The organism is Nocardioides sp. NPDC101246 (assembly GCF_044767415.1).
Taxonomy (GTDB): Bacteria; Actinomycetota; Actinomycetes; order Propionibacteriales; family Nocardioidaceae; genus Nocardioides.
On record NZ_JBIWNX010000015.1, the window covers coordinates 24,190 to 47,346 of the forward strand.

18 protein-coding genes are annotated in these 23,157 nt (G+C 69.1%); 5 read left to right on the forward strand and 13 right to left on the reverse strand.

Features of this window, described 5'->3' with window-relative positions:
• The coding region (locus ACIRON_RS24310; RefSeq protein ID WP_402996292.1) for a hypothetical protein at positions 1–2,208 on the reverse strand (2,208 nt) is incomplete at its 3' end.
• Between the two features lie 1,108 nt (positions 2,209–3,316).
• Between ACIRON_RS24310 and ACIRON_RS24315 the strand changes: the two genes are divergently transcribed.
• Positions 3,317–3,580, forward strand: a complete 264-nt coding sequence (locus ACIRON_RS24315) for a hypothetical protein (RefSeq protein WP_402996294.1) — start codon at positions 3,317–3,319, stop codon at positions 3,578–3,580.
• A gap of 339 nt (positions 3,581–3,919) precedes the next feature.
• Here ACIRON_RS24315 and ACIRON_RS24320 read toward each other — a convergent pair whose 3' ends face one another.
• The 4 genes from ACIRON_RS24320 to ACIRON_RS24335 all read right to left on the reverse strand — a co-directional run bounded on the left by ACIRON_RS24320 (position 3,920) and on the right by ACIRON_RS24335 (position 8,667).
• Positions 3,920–5,197 carry a hypothetical protein gene (locus ACIRON_RS24320; RefSeq protein ID WP_402996296.1) on the reverse strand — a complete coding sequence of 426 codons (1,278 nt, stop codon included), beginning with the start codon at positions 5,195–5,197 and terminating at the stop codon, positions 3,920–3,922.
• Between the two features lie 599 nt (positions 5,198–5,796).
• Positions 5,797–6,243 carry a hypothetical protein gene (locus ACIRON_RS24325; RefSeq protein ID WP_402996298.1) on the reverse strand — a complete coding sequence of 149 codons (447 nt, stop codon included), beginning with the start codon at positions 6,241–6,243 and terminating at the stop codon, positions 5,797–5,799.
• Between the two features lie 532 nt (positions 6,244–6,775).
• Positions 6,776–8,416, reverse strand: a complete 1,641-nt coding sequence (gene mctP, locus ACIRON_RS24330; protein WP_402996300.1) for a monocarboxylate uptake permease MctP — start codon at positions 8,414–8,416, stop codon at positions 6,776–6,778.
• Positions 8,413–8,667, reverse strand: a complete 255-nt coding sequence (locus tag ACIRON_RS24335; protein WP_402996302.1) for a DUF3311 domain-containing protein — start codon at positions 8,665–8,667, stop codon at positions 8,413–8,415. The genes mctP and ACIRON_RS24335 overlap by 4 nt, the downstream gene beginning before the upstream one ends.
• A 191-nt stretch (positions 8,668–8,858) precedes the next feature.
• Here ACIRON_RS24335 and ACIRON_RS24340 point away from each other — a divergent pair, with 191 nt between their 5' ends.
• Positions 8,859–9,863, forward strand: coding sequence for an SMP-30/gluconolactonase/LRE family protein (locus ACIRON_RS24340; RefSeq protein ID WP_402996304.1), 1,005 nt, complete (start codon positions 8,859–8,861; stop codon positions 9,861–9,863).
• 88 nt (positions 9,864–9,951) lie between these two features.
• A complete protein-coding gene (locus tag ACIRON_RS24345; RefSeq protein WP_402996306.1) occupies positions 9,952–11,265 on the forward strand; it encodes an exo-beta-N-acetylmuramidase NamZ domain-containing protein in 1,314 nt (437 codons plus the stop codon).
• Between the two features lie 108 nt (positions 11,266–11,373).
• On the opposite strand, the gene eda is transcribed toward ACIRON_RS24345, so the two are convergent.
• Both eda and edd read right to left on the reverse strand, forming a co-directional pair.
• On the reverse strand, positions 11,374–12,003 hold the full coding sequence (gene eda, locus ACIRON_RS24350) for a bifunctional 4-hydroxy-2-oxoglutarate aldolase/2-dehydro-3-deoxy-phosphogluconate aldolase (protein WP_402996308.1): 630 nt from the start codon (positions 12,001–12,003) through the stop codon (positions 11,374–11,376).
• Positions 11,996–13,861: a phosphogluconate dehydratase gene (gene edd / locus ACIRON_RS24355; RefSeq protein ID WP_402996310.1), complete on the reverse strand. Its 1,866-nt coding sequence runs from the start codon at positions 13,859–13,861 to the stop codon at positions 11,996–11,998. The genes eda and edd overlap by 8 nt, the downstream gene beginning before the upstream one ends.
• 107 nt (positions 13,862–13,968) lie before the next feature.
• Between edd and ACIRON_RS24360 the strand changes: the two genes are divergently transcribed.
• Entirely contained in the window at positions 13,969–15,129 is a 1,161-nt protein-coding gene (locus ACIRON_RS24360; RefSeq protein ID WP_402996312.1) for an ROK family protein, read from the forward strand.
• A gap of 14 nt (positions 15,130–15,143) precedes the next feature.
• Here the strand turns inward: ACIRON_RS24360 and ACIRON_RS24365 are convergent, their stop codons facing one another.
• On the reverse strand, positions 15,144–15,818 hold the full coding sequence (locus tag ACIRON_RS24365; RefSeq protein ID WP_402996314.1) for an SIMPL domain-containing protein: 675 nt from the start codon (positions 15,816–15,818) through the stop codon (positions 15,144–15,146).
• A gap of 38 nt (positions 15,819–15,856) precedes the next feature.
• On the opposite strand from ACIRON_RS24365, the gene ACIRON_RS24370 reads away from it, so the two are divergent.
• Positions 15,857–17,083 (forward strand): low temperature requirement protein A, encoded by a 1,227-nt coding sequence (locus ACIRON_RS24370; protein WP_402996316.1) that lies wholly within the window; start codon positions 15,857–15,859, stop codon positions 17,081–17,083.
• A 61-nt stretch (positions 17,084–17,144) separates the two neighbouring features.
• Here ACIRON_RS24370 and ACIRON_RS24375 read toward each other — a convergent pair whose 3' ends face one another.
• From ACIRON_RS24375 to ACIRON_RS24395, 5 genes are all read right to left on the reverse strand, one after another.
• Positions 17,145–17,963, reverse strand: a complete 819-nt coding sequence (locus ACIRON_RS24375) for a PadR family transcriptional regulator (RefSeq protein WP_402996318.1) — start codon at positions 17,961–17,963, stop codon at positions 17,145–17,147.
• A 207-nt stretch (positions 17,964–18,170) separates the two neighbouring features.
• Positions 18,171–19,436: a mechanosensitive ion channel gene (locus ACIRON_RS24380; RefSeq protein WP_402996320.1), complete on the reverse strand. Its 1,266-nt coding sequence runs from the start codon at positions 19,434–19,436 to the stop codon at positions 18,171–18,173.
• Positions 19,437–19,660: 224 nt separating this feature from the next.
• A complete protein-coding gene (locus ACIRON_RS24385; RefSeq protein WP_402996322.1) occupies positions 19,661–20,473 on the reverse strand; it encodes a hypothetical protein in 813 nt (270 codons plus the stop codon).
• A gap of 114 nt (positions 20,474–20,587) precedes the next feature.
• Complete coding sequence (locus ACIRON_RS24390; RefSeq protein ID WP_402996324.1) at positions 20,588–22,546, reverse strand: M3 family metallopeptidase; 1,959 nt, start codon at positions 22,544–22,546, stop codon at positions 20,588–20,590.
• A 67-nt stretch (positions 22,547–22,613) separates the two neighbouring features.
• On the reverse strand, positions 22,614–22,976 hold the full coding sequence (locus ACIRON_RS24395) for a YciI family protein (protein ID WP_402996326.1): 363 nt from the start codon (positions 22,974–22,976) through the stop codon (positions 22,614–22,616).
• Positions 22,977–23,157 lie beyond the last annotated feature (181 nt).

Consider the following 23,157-nt stretch of genomic DNA (forward strand, 5'->3'; position numbering starts at 1 on the left):
GCTCGAGCCACAGCCGTTCTGCTGCTGAGTCGACACGGCGGTCGAGGTCTGCTGAGACCCAACCGCAGAGTCATAACCACCGGCGTACGAACCACCAGCAGGAGCGGCACCGGCAGAACCGTTGCCGTTGAACTCACCAGCACACGTACCGAAGTCCGTGCTGGTCACCCACACAGGCGAACCAGCGCTCGAGCCACAGCCGTTCTGCTGCTGAGTCGACACGGCGGTCGAGGTCTGCTGAGACCCAACCGCAGAGTCATAACCACCGGCGTACGAACCACCGGCAGGAGCAGTGCCAGAGGCACCACCATTGAACTCACCAGCACACGTACCGAAGTCGGTGCTGGTCACCCATACGGGGCTACCAGCCGAGCTACCGCAACCGTTCTGCTGCTGGGTCGACACGGCGGTCGAGGTCTGCTGAGACCCAACCGCAGAGTCATAACCACCGGCGTAGGAACCACCGGCGTTGTTGCCTGCAACGTTGCCGTTGCCGTTGTACTCACCAGCACAGGTGCCGAAGTCGGTGCTGGTCACCCACACGGGCGAACCAGCCGAACTACCGCAACCATTCTGCTGCTGGGTGGAGACAGCCGTGCTGGTCTGCTGCGAGCCAACCGCACTGTCATAGCCACCGGTGTGCGAACCACCAGCGGGAGCGGTGCCAGCGGCACCACCATTGGACTCACCAGCACACGTACCGAAGTCCGTGCTGGTCACCCACACAGGGGAACCAGCGCTCGAACCACAGCCGTTCTGCTGCTGAGTGCTGACAGCCGTCGAGGTCTGCTGAGACCCAACCGCACTGTCATAACCACCGGCGTACGAACCACCGGCGTTGTCGCCGGCAACGTTGCCGTTGCCGTTGTACTCACCAGCACCAGTACCGAAGTCGGTCGAGGTCACCCACACGGGGCTACCAGCCGACGAGCCCTGGCTGTTCTGCTGCTGAGTAGAGACAGCCGTGCTGGTCTGCTGCGAGCCAACCGCACTGTCGTAACCACCGGCGTAGCTACCACCGGCAGGAGCGGTGCCAGCGGCACCACCATTGAACTCACCAGCACACGTACCGAAGTCGGTCGAAGTCACCCACACGGGGCTACCAGCGCTCGAACCACAGCCGTTCTGCTGCTGAGTGCTGACGGCCGTCGAGGTCTGCTGCGACCCGACCGCACTGTCATAACCACCGGCGTACGAACCACCGGTGTTGGAGCCGGCAACGTTGCCGTTGCCGTTGTACTCACCAGCGCACGTGCCGTAGTCCTGGCTGGCAACCCACAAGGGGCTGCCCATCGAGGAGCCACAGCCGTTCTGCTGGGCGGTCGAGACGGCTGTCGAGGTCTGCTGCGAAGCAACACTCGAGTCATAGCCACCCTGACCAGAAGCGGTGCCGGTGGCACCACCCTCGCCGGCGCAGGTGCCATAGTCCGTCTGCTGGACCCAGAGCAGCGAGCCGGAGGACTCACCACAGGGGTTCTGCTGCTGGACAGACACCGCGGTCGACGTCTGCTGCGACCCGACAGAGGGGTCGTAGCCGGCGCTGGGCGCCGGAGTCACCGGAGCAGCGATGGGCTGCGCCGGTTGCGCAGGCTCCCCGTCGTCAGAGGAACCAGCCTCCGACGTCGCAGCCGTACCGACGGTGTGCGGCGCGTGTCCGGCGTGGTTCGCCGGGGCCGTCGTCGGAGTCTGCTGAGAGCTCACGGTGTTGTTGCCGGACGACCAGCTGACGCTGCCAGGGCCGGAGCCGCTGGCGGGTACGCCGCCGTTCGCCGGGGCCGCGGGAGCGGCCGGAACCTGCTCGCTGGGAACCGTGCCGGCGGTGTTGCCGTCGACAGGAGAAGCCTCAGCGGGCTGGGTCTCCTCAGGCGGCGCGGCGCCCCCCGAGTCGCCGGAGAGATTCTCCAGCGGAGAGTCGGCCAGCATCGTCTCGACGGACCGGGGTCCGACCGGGTTGATGCCGACCTTCGGAGCCCCGGCCAGCACGCTCGCTGGATCCTGGACTGCCGACTGTGCGGAGGAGGCCGCGCCGGCCGGGACGGCCACCACGTTCCCCACCGGGTCGACGTCAGCATCGCCACCGACCTGCCCCACAGGGAGCGCGCCGATCGGCGTACTGGCGAAGAGCGGCTGGACCACGCCGACTGCCGCACTGAGCGGCGAGCTGCCGGCCCACAGGCCACCCGACATCACCGAGCTGACCAGACCCATCGGACCCCCGCCGGGAACTACCGACGACAGGAGGTACAGCGGGCTCTGGCCACCCGTCGCACCGGACAACGCCCCGAGGGGAGATACGCCGGACAGCGGGCCGCTCGATGTCACGCTGTTCACCAGGGCCATCGGACCCCCACCGGTCAGACCGGTCAGGAGGAACAACGGACTCTGACCACCCGTAGCACCCGAGACCGCACCCAGCGGCGAGGTCAAGGTCTGCGGGTTGATCGCCCCCGTGGGGAGCGTCGGCCCGAGAAGGGCCGGTACGGCATTGACGGGCGAACCTCCACCCGTCAGCGATCCGACAGCCTGACCGGGCGTACCGACACCGGGGAATCCTCCACCGGGGGCGGACACGAGACCGGTCGGGCTGACCCCCGTCAGTGCCTGCACGGGGTCACCCCCTGAGGGGAGCGCGGTGCCCAGAGGAACATTCCCGAGCGGCGACGACCCCAACGGGGTCAGACCTCCACCGGTCGGGGCACTGCCTGCGGCGCCGAGCACCGTTCCTACGACTCCTGTTGCGGGCCCGTTCAGCGCGCCACCCTGGGGCAGCGCGTTCAGCCCACCGAGAGGGCTTCCTGCGTCTGCGACAGTGTCGACGATCTGGGTCGGGGCCTGGACGGCTTCTAGCGGGGCGCCTGCCGGAACCGGCAGAGCGTCTTCCGACTCGACGGTGCTGAGCAGGGTCTGCGGGAGCGATGCAGCGCCAGAGCCACCGATAAGGCTCGGGGCGTTGAACGCGTCCACAGGGTTGCTCGACGATCCGTCGGGTCCTGGTACGGGCTGGATGTAGTAGCGCTTCTCTTCTCCGATGCGACCGGTGCCGACGAGGTCGATGGACGACCCGTCGCTGGTTGCGCCGCCGGCGAGGCCGGCGTGATCCGTTCCGAGGTTGACACCCGGTACGCCACCGAAAGGCGAGCGAGTGTCTCTGTCGTGATGAACCACGTCGCCCGCGACCGGGTCAGCCGGAGGTTCGAGATGTGCGCGGCCACTGGCCACGCCTGAAGCACCATCTGTCGTCACGGTCACCGATGCGTCGCTCCCGGCAGCTGCTCCCGAGATCGTCACCGGACCCAGCAGCCCACGGTCCGGAGCCTTGATCGGCTTCGGCTTCTTGGGCTCAGGCATCTGCGAGGACGGTCCGTCCGGCGCCGAGATCGGCTTCGGCTCCGGATCCCTGGCCGAGATCGGCTTCGGATCCTCGTGTTGTGCAGACACCGTGGATGCCTCGTACTGCTGCTCGGTCCGCATGGTGCTGACCTCTGCCTTGCTGTCCGTGTCGGACGAAGACCTGGTCGGCTGGGACTTGATCACCGGGCGCGAGGACGGGTTGCCGTTGTCCTCGTGGTCGGCGGCCTGAGCCTGAGGCCGGCCCGCGGGACGCTGGTCGGCACTGCCGTGGGCAGCACCTCCGCCCGCGAGTGACGACAGCGGCGCGGTCACCGAGGAGACGGCGTCTCCGGCGGTGTCGGCCACTGATGTGGCCGTGCCGTTGTCTTGTTCAGGGGACTGCGAGTCGGCGAAGGCGACTCCGGCACCAGCGGCTACGAAACCGCCGGCCAGGAGGGTCACCCCTACCGATCTCCGAAGCCCCCTGAGGAGCTTCGAGTTCATTCCCTTCTCCTTTGACTGAGTGTGCGGCGCATGGGCCGCTGGACGTTGATCGACTGTGTTGCTCGGTCGGTCTGTTCGTCGCTACTCAGTCAGGAGAGTGGCCGGGCTCGAAGGTCACGGAGCCCGGCAGGCGCCACACGTCGGCGGGAACTGCCGCTGCGTGGTGGGCGTCGGGAAGTCGTACGTCGACCAGGGTGCTCGCGATCGGAGCCGCGCCGCCCACGATCGGACCGGGGCCGTTGCCCTCGGGTCCCATCGGGCGGGGCCCGTCGCCGGGCACCGACTGGTCGAGTCCGCCGTTGTGGGACGCCCCGTCGGGGGTCTCCTCGGCGGAGGTCTGGAGGGTGTCCTTCAGGGTGAGGACGTCCGAGCCACGGGGCAGCATCGGGAAGGCGAGGCCACCGAGGAGCACCGGGAGCGCGTCGCCTGTCGCGGGGGTCTCGGCGTTGTTCTCGCCGTCCACCGGAAGGGTCGCGGCACCGTCCTCTGCGCCCGGCAGAGCGGCCCCCGAGTCACCTGCCCCGGGCACGCACGCCGCTGAGCCGGCGGCGCTACAGAGCACCTCCCCGGTCTCGAGACCCACGGCCCCGACGGCCCGGGTCGTCGACGTGACCACGGTCTGGACCCTGGTGCCGGCGGTGTCGACCGTGTCGGCGACCGGGGTGGTGACGTGGGTCAACCCGCCCGTGACCGAGCCAAGGACCGGCGTGGTCACGGCCAGCAGCCCGGTGACCCCACCGGCTGTGGCCCGGTCGAGAGGAGCGAGCCTCGTGCCGACCCCCGCGACCGTGGTGTCGACGGTCTCGCCGACGGTGGTGGGCAGCGTACGCACGACCTGGGCGACCGGGGCGGTGGTGTCGGTGACGACAGTGTCGACGGTCGGCACCGGAGCTTCCTCGGGCGACCCGAGGGTCGCGGTCGGCTCGGCGTGTGATCCGACGGGCCGGACGTCCTGCTGCTGGTGGGTCCTGGTGGGCTCGGCTGCTGTCTCAGCGGCCGGAGCCCCAGGGGCTGAAGACTCGGGGGCCGGAGCCTCGGCGGTCGGAGCGGCGACGACCTCAGCCTGCTCGGACGACTGCTCGGGAGCTTCAGAAGTCGAAGGCCCCGTCTCCTCGGAGGAAGCGGGGGTGCGGGACCCCGTCGCTGCCTGCGACCCGGCGCCCATGCGCTCGGAGGTCGCGGCAGAATCCGACGGGGTCCCGCCGAGCGAGGTGAGCGCGGTCCTGGTCGCGCTCGTCGCCTCACCCATCAGACCGGACGGATCGAGGTCACGTCCGGTGGTCGATCCGGTAGCCGACGCCCCCTCGGGCTTCGTGTCGTCTACCTGGATCTGCTGCTTGTCGTCCTGGCTGTTGGTCGCCACGACGTCGGAACCCGAGGCTACGGAGTCGGACGCATCCGACGTTGCCCACGCGGTTGCCGAGAAGCCGAAGACCAGCCCCGCCGACACCGCTGATACCGCCACCGCACGTCGGGCGTAACGAGCCATCGCGGCCCGGCGTACGCCCCGGCCTCGACTACTCGTCGAGGCCACTACAGCCTCATTGCCTAACATGCATGTCCCCCGAGATTCAGTCCGGATCAAACTCTTTACGATCTGGTGCGAACTTGTTTGAGGTGATCTTGCAGATACCTGATGGAGGCGGCACATAGCCACGTAAACGGCCTTCGTGAAGGCGTGTTCGCGTGAATATGGGCCAGGGTCTCGACCGTGCTCGGAATGCGACAGTTGTCGCCACAGTCAGACCGGTTCAGCGAGCTATCGGTTGAACGCCGAACCCCATCTGTTACTCGATTATTGGCATGTCGACAGAGCTTTGTCCAGAGATCATCAATAGAACTTTGAAACCGCTCATCATCGTGAGCGTCCATACCCAAGAGGGTAATAGTCGAGTCTCACGACGATGAGCGGCTGACAACCGTCTCAGAACGACGGAAAAGACATCATCGAACCGGGACCGATCAGGACCCGTCCTGGATGTAGTAGCGCCTCTCCGTCCCGATGCGACCGGTGCCGACGACATCCACGGACGACGAGTCACCAGTCGCTCCGCCGGAGAGACCCAGCCGATCGGAGTCGAGACCGACACCGCGACCGACACCGCGACCGAGCGGCGATCCGGTGTCCCTGTCGTGGTGGACCACACCGCCGTCGGCCTGGTCGACCGGGAACTCGAGGTGCGCACGGCCGCTGGCCACCACGGACGCCCCGTCCGTCGTCACCGTCAGCGCTGCGTCGTTGCCGGCAATCGCTCCGGAGATGGTCATCGGGCTCGCAGGCCCATGATGCGGAGCCTTGATCGGCTCCGAGTCGGCGCTGGCGAGGCCGGCACCGGCGACCACGAAGGCACCTGCCAGGAGGGCAACCCCCACCACCCTCCGAAGTCCCCCGAGGACCTTCGAGCTCATGGTGTTCTCCTTACTCGAGTTACGCAGTATCGGGAGTGCGGGACCCCGTCGGCGCCCGCACCCGGCGCCCGAGCGCACGGGGATCGCGGCTGGCGCGGACGGGGTCCCGCCGAGCGGGGCGAGCGAGTTCCTGGTCACGCTCATAGCCCCACCCATCGGACCGGACGGATCGGCAGCCTGAGTCGACTGACCAGCTTCACGCCCGGTGGTAGATCCATGCAGGGCGACGCCCCCCGGCGTCCAATCGCCCGCATGGATCCGTTGCTCGCTCCGACGCTCGATCGTCGCGTCACGTCCGGCGCCACGAGCCATCGCGGCGCGGCGTACACCGCGGCCTCGACTGCTCGTCGAGGCCGTCACAGCCTCATTGCTCACCATGGACGCTCCCGAGTTCGGTCCGAATCAGAGCCTTCAGTACTTGTTACGTACGTCGATGCGCCGATGTTGCAGTTCCCGGAGAATTACGGAGAAAGTCCCGCAAACATGTCACTGAGACGTGTTTGCGGGACTTTGCAGGCAGGATCAGCAGCCCTCAGCGCACCTCCGTCGTCGAGCTCAGCTCCTCGACGACGCCCTCGTCGCCGGCGTCGACGGAGTAGTCCGACGCCTCGGTGGCGTCCTCCCCGTCCGGCACGTTGAGCGCCCTCAGAACCGGGGTCAGGACGACGACCACGACGATGTTCAGCAGGAACGCGGTGAGCGCGATGTAGATCGGCGTCTCCGTGCCCGGGAACGGCGCCAACGGTCCACCGAAGTGCTCCTGCGTGGGCGAGGAGACGCCGTACGCGACGATCGTCCCGTACGCCATCCCGACCGCCCAGCCGGCCAGAACCGCCCACCGGTGGAACCACCGGGTGTAGAGCCCGACGACGATCGCCGGCAGTGTCTGCAGGATCCAGACGCCGCCGAGCAGCTGCAGGTTGATGGCGTACGACTTCGAGAGCGCCAGCACGAAGATCAGCGCCCCGAACTTCACGACCAGGGACACGATCTTGGCCTGCTTGGCCTCCTCCTGCGGGGTCGCGTCGGGCTTGAGGTAGGCCTTGTAGATGTTGCGCGTCCACAGGTTCGCGGCCGCGATCGACATGATCGCCGCCGGCACCAGCGCGCCGATGATGACCGCCGCGTACGCGACGCCGGCGAACCACGCCGGGAACTGGTCCTCGAAGAGCTGCGGGATCGCGAGCTGCGGGTTCGGCGGGTCGCCGACCATCACCCCGGCCGCGAGGGCGACGAACCCGAGCAGTGCGAGGAGCCCCAGGAGGAACGAGTACGCCGGCAGCAGCGAGGCGTTGCGGCGGATCACGTTGCGGCTGCGGGTGGAGAGGACGCCGGTGATCGAGTGCGGATACATGAACAGCGCCAGCGCCGAGCCGAGAGCCAGGGAGGCGTAGGCCCACTGGCCGGCCGCCTGCGACGGGAACAGCGCCTTCGGGGCGGCGTCGCCGGCGGCGATCGCGTCCGCGTTCTCGGTGTTGAACGTGTCGAAGCTGTTCTGCACGGTCTCGAAGATGTTGCCCCAGCCGCCGAGCTGCGAGGGGATGTAGATGATCGCCACGATGATCACGATGTAGATCAGCGAGTCCTTCACGAACGCGATCAGCGCCGGCGCCCGCAACCCGGAGGAGTACGTGTAGGCGGCCAGCACCGCGAACGCGATGAAGAGCGGCAGGTCACGGATGAACCAGTTCGAGGAGTCGCTCTGCAGGCCCATCACCTCGAGCACGACCTCCATGCCCACCAGCTGCAGCGCGATGTAGGGCATGGTGGCCAGCAGGCCGGTGACCGCGACGGCCAGGCCCAGGGACCTGGACCCGTAGCGGCCGACGACGAAGTCGGCCGGGGTGACGTACCCGTGCTTGTGCGAGACCGACCAGAGCTTCGGCAGGAACGCGAAGATGATCGGGTAGACGAGGATCGTGTAGGGCACCGCGAAGAACCCGACCGCCGAGCCGGCGAACAGCGTCGCGGGGACCGCGATGAACGTGTACGCCGTGTAGAGGTCGCCTCCGATGAGGAACCAGGCCACGAACGTACCGAACCCGCGGCCGCCCAGACCCCACTCGTCGAGGTTGTCCATGGACTTCGCCCGGCGCCAGCGCGCGGCGGAGAAGCCGAGGATCGTGACCAGCAGGAAGAGGAAGGCGAAGACGGAGACAGCTACCGCGCTCACTGGCCACCCTCCTTCCACGGGCGACCCGCGGCGGCACGGTCACGCCGGAACGCGGCCTTGGCGACGAAGTACGCGATGCTCGTGAACAGGACGGAGCAGGGGATGAGGAAGAGCTGGAACCAGAAGTAGAACGGGAATCCGGCGAGCGTCGGATCCTCCTTCGCGTACAGCGGCACCGCGAGTGACGGCGCTGCTGCCGCGAACAGGAGGATCCCGACAAGGATCCACGAGCCCTTGGACGAGGACGGCATGGGTCACCTCCGAGATCTGTCGAAGTGGGGTTGGACGACCTGTGACCTTGGTCACATCCAAGCCTCGTGTCCAGCCCAATTCGACCGACACGACGACGAACGGTCGATCTGCCGGGACGAACGGTCATCCGGATCCAGAGGGTCACTATCCATGCGCTAACTTCCACGTCGACGATCCGAAGGAGAATGAGATGAACCGACGTACGTCCCTCGCTGCCGTCCTCCTGATGAGCGGGGTGATCGCGGGCGCGCCCGGCTCGGCTTCGGCGCATCCGGAACGTCCACGCGAGATCATCGCCTCGCAGGTGGTGAAGGCGACCAGCCCGCACCCCGGGCTGAACATGACGCTGCTCGAGGGCCCGACGTTCGGCGCCGACGGCGACCTCTACTTCGTCGACGTGGTGGCCTCCTCGCCGGCCCCGAAGGTGCTGCGGCTCGACCCGGCGTCGCGGGAGGTCTCCGGGTTCTTCACCGACTCGGCAGGAAGCTACACCTCGGCGCAGTGGAGTCCGGTCGACGGCCGGCTCTACCTGACCGACTACCAGGGCACGATCCGCAGCGTCGCCGCCGACGGGACCGATCCGCGCACGGTCTTCTCCGGACCGGTCGAGGGCAGCCCGATGAGTCCCGACGACCTGACCTTCGACCCGTTCGGCAACATGTACGTCACCGATCTGACCGGCTACCTCGACCCGGCTCGCGAGCCGCTGGGGCGGGTCGTGCGCATCACCGCCGATGGCTCGAGCGCGACCGTGCTGGCCTCGGGGCTCGCCGCGCCCAACGGGATCTCCTTCGACCGCGGCTACCGCGGGCTCTACGTGAGCACGCTGTGGGAGAACCGGATCAGCCACCTCGCCCTCGACCGGTCGCGCACGTCGGTCGTCGCGACCCGGACCGTCGCCGAGGTCGACGGCGCCGCGGGGACCGAGACCGACTCCAACGCCGTCGACGCGGCCGGCAACATCTACCAGGCGACCCACGGCGAGCCGGTCATTCGCGTCTTCTCCCGGCACGGCCGGCCGCTCGCGACGGTCCGCGTTCCTGTCGCTGACCGGGCCGGACTCACCTCGGCGACCAACGTCGCGATCCGGCCCGGGACCAAGCAGGCGTACGTCACCGTCTCCGGCGACGCCGGCGGCTTCGTCTACAGCTTCGACGCGCTGGCCAAGGGCATCCGGCAGTCGAACGGCGGCTAGCGAGGCTGCCGCTGGGAAATCACCTGCCGAACGGCGCCGTCAGGGCTAGCCTGCAAGGTGATCCTCCCCCTCGGCACAGGAGCGCCCCATGAGCACTGAAGTACCCAGGATCGACCGCCGACGACTGCTCGGCGCTGCCGCGGCCGGCGCCGCAGCGGCACCGCTTCTCACCGGTTCGTCCGGCGCGGCGAGCGCTGCCGTCGAGCCGCTCGGGCGAGGCCAGGCCGTCCGGACCGGCGCCGAAAGGGCTGCGGCCGACGGCTGGTCGGTGCTGTCGGGCGATCGGGTCGGCATCATCACCAACCCCACCGGAGTGCTCCGCAACCTCCGCAACATCGTCGACGAGATGCACGAGTCGGGGGCGGTCGAGATCGCCGGTGTCTTCGGTCCCGAGCACGGCTTCCGCGGCACGGCTCAGGCGGGCGGCTCGGAGGGCACCTTCGTCGACGAGCGCACCGGGCTGACCGTCTACGACGCCTACGGCGCCAATGTGGCGAAGATGACCGAGCTGTTCACGACCGCCGACGTCGAGACCGTCGTCTTCGACATCCAGGACGTCGGCTCCAGGTTCTACACCTACATCTGGACGATGTGGACGGCGATGCAGGCCGCCGTCGCGACCGGCAAGCGCTTCGTGGTCCTCGACCGCCCCAACCCCGTGGGCGGCACCGCCCGCGGACCGATGATGACCGCGGCGTACACCTCGGGCGTCGGCGCCCGCGAGATCGTCCAGCAGCACGGGATGTCGGTCGGTGAGCTGGCTCGGTTCTTCGACGGGGAGTTCCTCGAGGAGCACGCCGGCGGGCGGCTGGCGCAGCTCGACATCGTCCAGGTCTCCGGCTGGCGGAGGAAGACGGTGTACGCCGACACCGGGCTCGACTTCATCCTGCCGAGCCCCAACATGCCCACCGCCGACACCGCGCTGGCCTACCCCGGCACCTGCATGTTCGAGGGCACCAACCTCTCCGAGGGGCGTGGCACCACCAAGCCGTTCGAGCTGATCGGGGCGCCCTTCGTCGACCACCGCTGGGCCGCGGCGCTGGAGGAGGCCGGGCTTCCGGGCGTGACGTTCCGGGAGGCGTACTTCAATCCCTCGGTCAACAAGTTCGCCGGCCAGGTCTGCGGCGGGGTGCAGGTCACGATCCAGGACCGCGACCGCTTCGACCCGGTCCGCACCGGCGTCGAGATGCTGGTCAGGGCCAAGGCTCTCTATCCCGAGTTCGCCTGGCGCCAGGACTCCTGGGACACCGCCAGGCCGTTCTGGATCGACAAGCTCACCGGATCGACCAGGCTGCGTACGCAGATCGACGCCGGCGCCACCGGCGACGAGGTCGAGGCGGCCTGGCGAGACGAGCTGGCCGCCTTCGACCGGACCCGCCGCCAGTACCTCCTCTACCGCTGACCGCCGACCCGGCGCGTTCTCACCGAAAACCACGCCGAGTCGGCTCGTCATGACGAGCCGACTCGGCGGGAAATGAGGTCAGGACGAGCCGACTCGGCGTTGGACGGGTCAGCGGAGGGCGGCGGTGGCGGCGGCGAGCGCGGTGACGCGGTCCCAGTCGCCGGACGCGAGCGCGTCGGCGGGGGTGAGCCAGGAGCCGCCGACGCAGCCGACGTTGGCGAGGCTGAGGTAGCTCGGAGCGGTGGCGAGCGAGATGCCGCCGGTGGGGCAGAAGCGCGCGTCGGGGAGGACGGACGGCAGCGAGCCCAGGTACTTGGCGCCACCGGAGGCCTCGGCCGGGAAGAACTTCATCGCGGTGTGGCCGGTCTCGAGCACCGCGAGGGCCTCGGAGACGGTGGCGGTGCCGGGCAGGAACGGCAGGCCGGTGTCGCGCATCGCGCCGAGCAGCGTCGGGGTCGCACCCGGCGAGACCAAGAACTGGGCGCCGGCCGCGGCGGCCTCCTTGGCGAGCACGGGGGTGGTCACGGTGCCGGCGCCGATCAGGACCTCCGGCACCTCCTCGGCGATGGCCCGGATGGCGTCGAGCGCGACCGGCGTACGCAACGTCAGCTCGACCACGGGCACGCCACCCTCGGCGAGGGCGCGGGCCACGGGCACCGCGTGGGCGACATCCTCGACCACGACGACGGGGATCACCGGGGAGAGGTCGAGCAGGTCGGTGGACTTCAGGTCAGACATGGACGGGGGTCTCCTGGGACGATGCGGGGAACTGGAACACGGAGGCGCCGGTGTCGGCGGAGCCGACCGTGGCACGGAAGGCACCGAAGAGCTCACGGCCGGTGCCGCGCCACTCGGCGTCGAGCGGCGCCCGGCCGGTGGTGGGACGGTGCGCGAACTCGTCGGCGTCGACCCCGATCGTCAGCGTGCCGGCGACGGCGTCGACCGTGATCAGGTCGCCGTCCTGCACGCGAGCGAGCGGTCCGCCGAGCGCCGCCTCGGGGGTGAGGTGGATGGCCGCGGGCACCTTGCCCGACGCGCCGGACATCCGGCCGTCGGTGACGATGGCGACGTGCTGGCCGCGGTCCTGCATCACGCCGAGCGCCGGGGTGAGCTTGTGCAGCTCGGGCATCCCGTTGGCCGCGGGGCCCTGGTAGCGGAGCACCGCGACGAAGTCGCGACCGTCGAGGCGCTTCTCGGAGAAGGCGGTGAGGAAGTCGGCCTGGTCGTCGAAGACGATCGCCGGCGCGGAGACCAGCTGGTGCTCGGGCGCGACCGCCGAGGTCTTGATGACCGCGGTGCCGAGCTCGCCGGTCAGCACCCGCAGACCGCCGTCGGGCGAGAAGGGATCCGAGGCCGGGCGCAGCACGTCGAGGTCGCCGGAGACCGGGGCGCCCTCGACCAGCTCGATCTCGCCGTCGCGGGTGAGCCGCGACTCCTGGGTGTAGGCCGAGAGCCCCGGGCCGAGGATCGTGGTGACGTCCTCGTGGAGCAGCCCGGCCTCGAGCAGCGTACGGATCAGGAAGCTGACGCCGCCGGCAGCGTGGAAGTGGTTCACGTCGGCGGAGCCGTTGGGGTACATCCGGGTGAGCAGCGGGACGACCGGCGACAGGTCGGAGATGTCGGCCCAGGTCAGCTGGATCCCGGCGGCGCGAGCGATCGCGACCAGGTGGAGGGTGTGGTTGGTCGAGCCGCCCGAGGCCAGCAGCGCGACGCAGGCGTTGATGATCGCCTTCTCGTCGACCAGCTCGCCGATTCCCGGTCCGCCTTCGAGGGCGAGCTCGGTCGCCCGGGCGGCGGCGGCGCGGTTGAGCGCGGCGCGCAGCAGGGTGTCTGGCGACGCGAACGAGGAGCCCGGCAGGTGCAGCCCGAGCACCTCCATCAGCAGCTGGTTGGAGTTGGCGGTGCCGTAGAAGGTGCAGGTGCCGCGCGAGTGGTAGCTGGCGGCCTCGGCCTCGAGCAGCTCCTCGCGGGTGGCCTCGCCCGCTGCGTACCGCTGTCGGACGCGGGCCTTCTCCTTGTTGGGGAGCCCCGAGGACATCGGGCCGGCCGGCACGAAGACGGTCGGCAGGTGCCCGAACGAGAGAGCCCCGATCAGGAGGCCGGGCACGATCTTGTCGCACACACCGAGCATCAGCGCGGCGTCGAACATGTCGTGCGAGAGGGCGATCCCGGCCGACATCGCGATCACGTCGCGGGAGAAGAGGGAGACCTGCATGCCGTCGCGGCCCTGGGTGATGCCGTCGCACATCGCGGGTACGCCGCCGGCGACCTGCGCCAGCCCGCCGGCCCTCATGACCGCGGCCTTGAGGAGCGGCGGGTAGGTCTCGTAGGGCGCATGCGCGGAGAGCATGTCGTTGTAGGAGGTCACGATCGCGACGTTGGGCTTCGCGCCGGGGTTGATGACCTTGAGCTCGGCCTTCGTCGGGGCGGTGGATGCCGCGAAGCCGTGGGCCAGGTTGCTGCACGCGAGCCGGCCTCGGGCGGGCCCGGTCGCACGGGCGGACGCGATGCGGGCCAGGTAGTCGGCCCGCGTGGCCGCGGACCGCTCGATGAGACGGGCGGTGACGTCAGCGACGGTGGGGGAAACGGCGGTCACGGGTCCTCCAAAAGACAGTGTGCTTTGGCACACCTTGACACGATCTTTGGATCGATACAAGTAAATCTTTGGTACTTGGAAGACATAAGAGGGGTAGGCTGACCCCCATGCCCGAGATGACAACCGCCGCCGACGTCCTCGCTCTGGTGCGCTCCGGGCGCGCCCTGACCCGCAGCGATCTGCAGAAGACGACCGGCCTGTCGCGTACGGCTGTGGTCTCCCGGGTCTCGGCGCTCGTCGACGCCGGGCTGATCCTCACCGGGGAGGAGCTCGCCTCCACCGGCGGCCGGCCGCCGGGCTCGCTGAGCTTCAACGCCGACGCCGGGGTCGTCCTGGCCGTGGCCATCGGACGCTCCCGCAGCCAGCTCGCCGTCTTCGACCTCGATGGCCGCGAGCTCGCCGGCGACACCCGTGACCACGAGGTAGGCATCGCCGCCGACGACCTCATGCCCGAGGTGACCGACCGGCTCGAGCGGCTCCTGGAGGGCATCGAGCCGCCGGTGCTCGGCGTGGGGATGAGCCTGCCGGGCGTCGTCGACCCGGTCCGCCTGGTCTCCGTCGACTCACCGGTGATGCGCGGCTGGGACGGCGTCGCCCTCGACCCCTACTTCGACCGGCTCACCGACGGGCCGCTCGTGCTCGTCAACGACACCGACGCACTGGCCACCGCCGAGCTCTTCGGCAGCGGACTGCACCCGAAGGACGCCCTCGTCGTGAAGGCGTCGACCGGCCTCGGGCTGGCGGTCATCGCGGACGGCCAGGTGCTGCGCGGCCACGCCGGCGCCGTCGGCGAGATCGGCCACACCCGGGTCGAGTCCGCCGGTGAGCGCCCGTGCCGGTGCGGAGCCACCGGATGCCTGGAGACGGTCGCCGCCGGCTGGGCACTCACCCAGGGCCTGGTCGACTCCGGCGTCTCCGCCGGACACATCCGCGACCTGGTCGCCGCCGCGCTCGCCGGCGACGCCATCGCCCGCGGCCTGCTGCGCGAGGCCGGCCGCCAGCTCGGCGAGGTGCTGGCGATCGCGATCAACCTGCTCAACCCCGAGGTCGTCGTCATCGGCGGCGACATGGCCGGCGCCTTCGACCTCTACACCGCGGGCGTACGCGAGACCGTCTACTCCCGCTCGACCGCCCTGGCCACCCGCGACCTGACCTTCGTCCCCTCCACCCACGCCGACTCCACCGGCATGGTCGGCTGTGCCGCGGTGGTCATCAACCACCTGCTCTCCCCCGAGCGCCTCGACGCCCAGCTCGGCGCCGCGACGTAGCACTCGGTCGGGTGTCAGGGAGCCGCGACCGTGAAGGCGGCCTCCACCTCGGCGTAGACCGTGATGTCGTCGGGGTCGAAGGCCAGGTCGGGTGCGGCCTCGTCCGCGCCCCACGTCTTGGCGGCCTGCTTCGACAGCGCCATCGGCGCCGACGCGTACGCCACCTCGTGACTGACGCCGACGTCGTTGATGCTCCGGACGACGACCGGGCCGAGGTCGAGCGCATCGGCGTAGTCCTGCGCGCGCACCTTGGCCTGGCGCACCGCCTCCTGACGTACCTCACGCTCGACCTTCAGGCGGCTGACCTTGGTGAGCTGCCACGACACCTGGTGGATCGTGAGGCCGCCGTCGCCGGCGGTGCGGCCGACCCAGGTCGCCAGCGCCGGGAAGTCGAGGAATTCAGCCTGGAGACCGACCGATGCCCGATGAACCAGCGGCAGCCGCTTGCCCTCCTGGTGCCAGGGCCGCTCGGCGGAGGTGCGTACGCGCTGCACGACGAACCGCTCGATCGCGCCCTCCTGCTCGAGCCGCTCGAGCTCCGCGCGCACTCCGTGCAGGCTCCGCTGCAGCCGCTCCATGACCGGCTCCGGAGCGGGCCCGTCGAACCGCACCTCTGCGGTCACCACTCCCCGCTCGGGCGGCACCTCGACGCTGTGCGACCCGCGCACCTTGATCAAGACCTCACTCATGCCAAGAAACGTACGCGCCGAGGACCTATCCTCACCAGGTGACTGCAACCAGCCGCCTGCGCCAGATGACCGGACGCGACCCGCACGAGGAGCACCGGGCCGCCACTCCGTTGGAGCTGCTCTTCGACCTCACCTTCGTCGTGGCCTTCGGCGTGAGCGGCAACGAGCTGGCCCATCAGCTCGCGGAGGGCCACGTCCTGGCGGGAATCGTGGCCTTCTGCTTCGCCTCGTTCGCGATCTGCTGGGCGTGGATCAACTACTCATGGATGGCCTCGGCCTACGACACCGACGACTGGGCGTTCCGGCTGCTCACGATGGTGCAGATGGTCGGCGTGATCATCATGGCCCTCGGCCTGCCGGAGATGTTCGCGAGCGTCCACGAGGGCGACCAACTCCACAACGAGGTCATGATCGCCGGGTACGTCGTGATGCGGGTCGCGCTCTGCGGGCAGTGGATGCGCGCCTGGCGCCAGGATCCGGCCCGTCGCGGCGCCCACCGGGTCTACCTGATCACCATCCTCACCGCGCAGGTGCTCTGGTGCGTCATCGCCTTCCTGCCGCTGAGCGTGACGGTCGCGTTCGTGGCGATGACGGTGCCCCTGGTGATCGAGCTGGTCGGCCCGTTCATCGCCGAGCGTCGCTTCGGAGGCACTCCCTGGCACGCCAGCCACATCGCCGAGCGCTACGGTCTGCTGACGATCATCACCCTCGGCGAGGGCGTGATCGGCACCGTCGCGGTGATGTCGGCATTCGTCCAGGAGCAGGGCTGGAGCCTCAACGCGATCCTGCTCATCACCGCCGGAATCGGCCTGACCTTCGGTCAGTGGTGGACCTACTTCACGATCCCCTGGGCCATCATGCTCGAGCGGCACCGCGACCGCTCGTTCCTGTGGGGCTACGGCCACATCCTGATCTTCGCCGCGATCGCGGCGACCGGAGGGGGCCTGCACGTCGCCGCCTACCTGCTCGAGGACAAGTCCGAGCTCGGCGAGGTCGGCACGGTCCTCTCCGTCGCGCTGCCCGTCGGGGCGTACGCCTTGGTCCTCTATCTCCTCTACAACCTGTTCATGCACGTGCTCGACCCGTTCCACATCCTCCTGGTCGCCCTCACCGCCGCCGTGCTCGTCGCGAGCGTCGTGATGGCGGCCGCGGGCGTGCCGGTGGCCTGGTGCCTCGTGGTCGTGGCGCTGGCGCCGGTGGTCACGATCGTCGGCTACGAGGCCGTCGGTCACCGTCACATGGTCGACCACCTCGAAGCGCTCTAGCTCACCCGAAATGAGAAGGCGCCCCACGCTCGCCGGCGTGGGGCACCTACCGTTGGGGACATCAGGCCTTCGGCTCGGGGCCGGGCTCGCCGTCGTCCGACTCCTCGACCTCGTCGATCTGCTCGGCGGTGACCGCGCCCTCACCGGGAACGGTCTCGTCGTCGCCTGCGGCGAGGATGCCGTAGAGCTTGCGGCGGGTGTCGGCGAGGACGTCGGCGGCCGCCTGGCGCTGGGCGTCGGTGCCGGAGGTGGCGAGCTGCCACACCGCCGGGAGCACCTGGGCGAGCTCGCCGCCGAGGATGCCGAACCCGGCGAGGTCGCCCACGCCCTGTCCGCCGCGGCCACCACGGCCGCCGGAGCGGGCGTTGTCGACAGCCTTGTCGAACGGCTTCCAGACGGCCGCCAGCTCGTCGGCGTGCTCGGTGGCGTACGTCTTGCCGGACTCGGTCAGCCGGATCGCCCGGCGGCCGTGCTCGTCGTCGGACTCCACGAGGCCCTCGTCCTCGAGCTGCTGGATGGTCGGGTAGACCGAGCCGGGGCTCGGCCGCCACTCACCCGAGCTGCGCTCGGAGATCTGCTGGATCACCTGGTAGCCGTTGATCACCTGGCCCTGTTCGGCCGCTTCGGCCATCACGTAGATGATCGCGGAGCGTACGTCACCACGACGGACACGGGGCCCGGGCCGCTGCGGGGGCTGGTTCTCGAAGCCGAGCAGCGCCGCGATCCACGGCGGCGGGCCTGCCGGCCCACGACCGCGACCGTGGTGGCCGCCCTGCCAACCGGGGCCGCCGGGGCCACCCCATCCGGGTCCGCCCCAACCGGGACCACCCTGCCAGCCATGGGAGCGGCGCGGGCCGCCCTTGCCAAACTCTCGACCCATCTGGTCGATCCACTCACCCCAAGGGTTGTTGTTACTCATCAGGTTTCTCACTTACTCTCGGAAGACTAGATCGCGTTCCTTCGCGATATATCGTGATCTTACGCCGAGGATTCGAGTGGTTCAAGCCAAATAGGAGGGAGCCCCCGGCCCGCACCTTCGGCGCAGTCGGGGGCTCCCTGAGTCAGACCCTGAGGGTCGTGAGTGCGATCAGACGCCAGGCGTCTGCGGCGGCGTCGAGTTCTGAGCGGTCGGCGCGGCAGCCGGGCGCGTGCCACCACCCTCGGCCTGGAGCCGCTCCAGCTGGCGGGCGGCAGCCTCTCGACCACCGAGACCGAAGGCGAGCGCCGCAGCAGCGGCACCACCGACGACCACGGCACCGAAGCCGAGGTTGATGATCGAGTCGGCAAGCCCCATGAAGCTCAGCCCGATCGCGACGAAGAGCACGATCGTGGCGTACTTCAGGATCTGCGACGCCGATCCGGGCACGATCTTCGCGAGCACCGAGGCGATCACGACACCGGCAGCGATGATCGCGCCGCCGAAGATGACCCGGCCACCCAGCGCGAGCACCTCGGCGATGAACGCGGTGATCTGCGGGAACTCCAGCATCTGCGCCGCCATCACGGCGAAGAAGAGCACGATGCCGATCTGGATCACCTTGGTGATCGCCGGGGTCGCGCTCTGGCCCTGCGGCAGCACGTCCATCGAGTGGAGCGCGTTGTCGAAGCCGAGCCCGTCGATGAGCTGACCGAGGACGTCGGCGGCGAAGCGGGCGATGACCACACCGATGCCGAGCAGGATCGCGGCGGCGATGAGCTTCGGGATCGCAGCCAGGATCATGGCGAGCATGAGCTCGGCAGGCCGCGAGATCGAGCTGATCCCGAGAATCTGCAGAGCGGCGATGGCCACGACGATCATGATGATCGCGTAGAGAACGAGACCGATGACCTTGACGATCTGCGCGGCAGCGCCCGAGGGAGCAGCCGGTGCATCGTACGAGTCGGTGGCGTCCACACCCACCGTCGCGTCGACCTGGCCGGAGAGCTTGCTACCGCTGCCGAGCCACTTGTCGAACGGGACCGCACCGAGCGCGGTCTCGACGAGCTGGCGAACGACCTTGGCGACGAGCGCGCCGACGATGAAGACGAAGACCGCGCCGATGAGGTTGGGCAGGAAGCCCAGCACACCGTCGAGCAGACCCTGGATCGGGGTCAGCACCGAGCTGAGCCCGAACAGGTCCAGCAGCGCGATCAGACCGAAGAGCCACACCAGCAGCGCGGCCACGGAACCGAGGCTCTTGCCGATGGTGTCCCCGTCATTTCCAGCCTTCTGGAGCACCGGGATCTTCGAGGTCAGCTTCGCGAACGCCCAAGCGACGATCTTCGCGATGATCCATGTGACCACCAGGATGACGATCGCGGCGAGCACCTTGCCACCGAGACCCACCCAGTCGATGTCCTTCACGGCATCCATTTGTCTCTCCCCTCAATAGGGTTCTGAGAAGGTGCCTGGGATCGACGAGCAGCCCGAGTGATGCGCGCAACAGGCACCTCTGCTTCCAGAGACGTTCGTCCAGATGGAGCCACGACGCAAGTTTGGCGCTCCATAGGACGCAAATAAGCGATTCCTTTACAAGACAAGGATTTCGTGTTCGTACGCGTCAAACGGGTGTTATAAGCACCTGTCAGCGCCCCGCGTCAGTAGAGCATGTAGTTCCGGGTCATCTGCACCGGAGCCCTCGTCAGCGGAACCAGACGCACCCGTCCGCAGGCATCGGTGGAGCGCCGTACCGTGACCCACTTCCACCCGCTGGTGCGCGACCAGGCGCTCACGGTGCCGACCTTCGAGCTGCCCAGAAAGACGTTCATCCTGCCCTGACCGGGGCCTTTGAACACACGGACGCGGACCCCCTTGGCGCAGTACGCCCCGTTGCTCCGCTGCGTGCCGAACCGCGTCGACACGTAGGCGACGGCGGGGCTGTCGGCGGACCCGTCGAGGTGCAGGCCGGAGATCAGGTTGGGCTGGCAGCACCATGACCAGGTCTCGGCGGCCCGCATCGGCGCGTGCGCGCAGCGCCAGCCCGTCCACGCCGAGGTCAACCCCGCCGCGTCTTTGGCCCGAACGCGGAAGCAGTCGACGGCACCGGGGTCCAGGCGACCTCGAACCGAGGTCCGGGACGGGTAGAGCCACGTGCTGGAGCCGTCCGCCCGCCACACATAGCCGGCCGCGCTCATCTTGGCTCGGCGCGTCGGGGAGGTGCTCCACGGTGCGCTCTTCCGCTGCACCTGGAACCCGGTGACGCCCTGGTCGTCACGCGCTGCGTACGAGAACGCGGGGGTCCACTGGATGATCCCTTCGGTCTTCACCGGCAGCCACGTGGAGATCGTGGCCTTGGTGATCCGGGGCGCGGTGTTGGCAGCTGCCGGAGCCGCGGTGAGCAGGGTGGCACCGAGAAATCCGAGGACGGCGAGTGCGAGAAGACGGGTCGAGCGACCCGCACGGGGATACATCTGGAGAACCTGCCTGGGGGAAGGCACGAGGCGTGCCGGGCGACGCTGACGAACGTTCAGCGGACGTACCCTAGCGGGTATGGCGACCGCTGCCGTCCGGGGTCGATGCTTGCCTCAGGAGACCAACCAGGCCGCATACGCGTCGAAGGAGTAGGGCCTGCCGAGGAAGTCGGCGACCAGGTCGGCGGCGTCCTTCTCACCACCGCGGGCGAGCACGAGATCGCGGTAGCGGCCCGCCACCTCGGGGTCGAACAGATTGTCGCGGTCGAAGGCGCTGAACAGGTCCTTCGCGATGACCAGCGACCACATGTAGGTGTAGTAGGCCGACGAGTAGCCGCCCAGGTGGCCGAAGCTGGCGAAGAAGTGGGTGCCCGCGAGGTAGGGGTAGGGAGAGTAGGCGGCCTGGAGCTCCTCGAGCCGCTTGGTCAGGTCGTCGGGCTGCTCCTTGTGGAACCAGTAGGAGATCGCGGCGTAGAACATCTGCTGCCGTGCGTGGTAGCCCTTGCCGAAGTCGTCCGCGGCACGCATCCGGGCGACCAGGTCGGCCGGGATCGGCTCGCCGGCCGCGTTGGTGGCGAAGGTCTGGAGTACGTCGGCGTCCCACGCCCACTCCTCGAGCATCTGGCTCGGCGCCTCGACGAAGTCCCATTCCGTCGCGACCCCGGAGAAGCGCGCCCACTCACCCTGCCCGCCGAGCACGTGGTGGATCAGGTGGCCGAACTCGTGGAAGAGGGTCACCACATGGTCGTGCTCCATCAGTCCGCGGGAGAAGTTGCAGACCAGTACGCCCTCGGGGAGCTGCCGGCCCTTCACGCCGGGGGCCAGGTCGAACTGCGCGGCGTGCTTGTACTTGCCCTCGCGGGGGTGCAGATCGAGAAAGATCCGGCCGAGGGGCTCGTCGCCGTCCTGCCGATAGACGTCGAAGACGCTCACGTCCTCGTGCCAGGTGACGACGTCGGAGACCGGCTCGTAGCGCAGCCCGAAGAGGCGGCCGGTGACGTCGAGCAGCCCCTGGTGCACCTTCGCGAAGTCGAAGTACGTACGCACCACCTGGCTGTCGACGTCGTACTTCTCCTGCCGCACCAGCTCCTCGTAGTAGAGCGCGTCGGCGGAGGAGACCGCACTGGCGCCGCCCCCGGAAATGGGTGCAGTGTCGCGGTCGTAGCGGTCGAGGAGCACCTCGAGGTCACGCTTCATCCGCCCCTCGGCGGCGCCGGCGATCTTGTCGATGAACTCCGGGATCGCCGGTCCCTCGCCGATCATCTTCACCGCGGCGTCGAAGGCCGGCCAGTCCTCGTAGCCGACCAGGTTGGCCAGCTCGTGACGCAGCGCGAACATCTCCTTCAGGACCGCTTCGTTGTGCGGCCAGCCGCGCTCGAGCCCGGCCACGGTGACGGCGCGACGGATCGCGGGATCCTTCACGAACATCCGAGCGGGAAGCGCGTCGGGGTAGTCGGTGGTGATCTCCACGAGACCCTTGTCGTTGACCGGGTGCGCCTCCAGCCAGTCGGCCGGCATCCCGTCCAGCTGTTCGGGTGTGGCCAGGGTGATGCGTACGTCGTCCCGGGCCACCCGGGAGAACTCGAGGTTGAGCTCGGTGAGCCGTTCGTTGATCTTGGTGAGCCGGGACCGGGTGGCGTCGTCACGGTCGACACCGGCACGGGTGAAGTCCTGCAGCGTCTTCGCCAGGAGCCGCTCGGCCAGCGGGTCGAGCGCCTCGGTCTGCTCCGCGGGGAGGTCGGCGAAGACGCGGTAGAGGGCCTGATTCTGGGTGAGCTCGGTGCGCAGCCGGTCGACCTCGACCTCGGTGTCCTCGCACGCCGTGCGGACCGCCTCGACGGGGTGGACATTGGCGAGCAGCCCGGCCAGGCCACCGAGCGAGCCGAGCTCGAGGGAGAGCTCGTCCCAGGCCTTCAGCACCTCGATCGCCTCGCTCGGCGGCGCGGTCCGCAGCTGCTCGGCCAGCTCCCGCACATGGGTCAGCGTCGTGGACGTACGCTCCTTGACCCAGGTCTCCGCGGCGTCGGTCTCGGGCAGGGCGAGCGGCGCTGACGAACTCGTGTGTGGCCTCATGCAGCAAGCCTGCCACGACCTGAAACGCTTCGCCGCCGAGATCCGGCGAAGCGTTTCAGGTCGAGGCTCAGTCGTCCCAGGAATACTCGTTGGGGAAGCGGTGGACCTCCTGCGGCCAGTCGAGACAGACCGCCACCTTGCCGGCCCAGTAGCGCGCCGCCTCGTCATCGGCGACGTCGATGACCGTGAAGCCACCGATGTGCTCCTTGGTCTCGACGAAGGGACCGTCGGTGAAGACGGCCGCGCCGTTGTCGGCCTCGACGCTGAAGAGAGCGGTCGAGGCGTCGATCCCGCCGTTGGCGTAGACGAAGACCCCGGCGGCCTTCATCTCGTCGAGCACGGCCTTCGAGGCGATGCTCTTCTCGCGCAGCTGGTCCGTCGTGTGCTCGGCCACCCACTCGTCGTTGAACGCGATCATGTACTCGGGCATTCGTTTCGTCTCCTACCTTCCAGGCAGTCTCCGGTTTGCGACCGCCTCCTACATGTACAACGAACGCGACTGTCCTGATCCGACAGCGTCGTGGGGGGGGGGGGGGGGGGGGGGGGGGGGGGGGGGGGGGGGGGGGGGGATGGGGGGGGGGGGGGGGGCGGGGCGAACCGCCGCCCGGCCC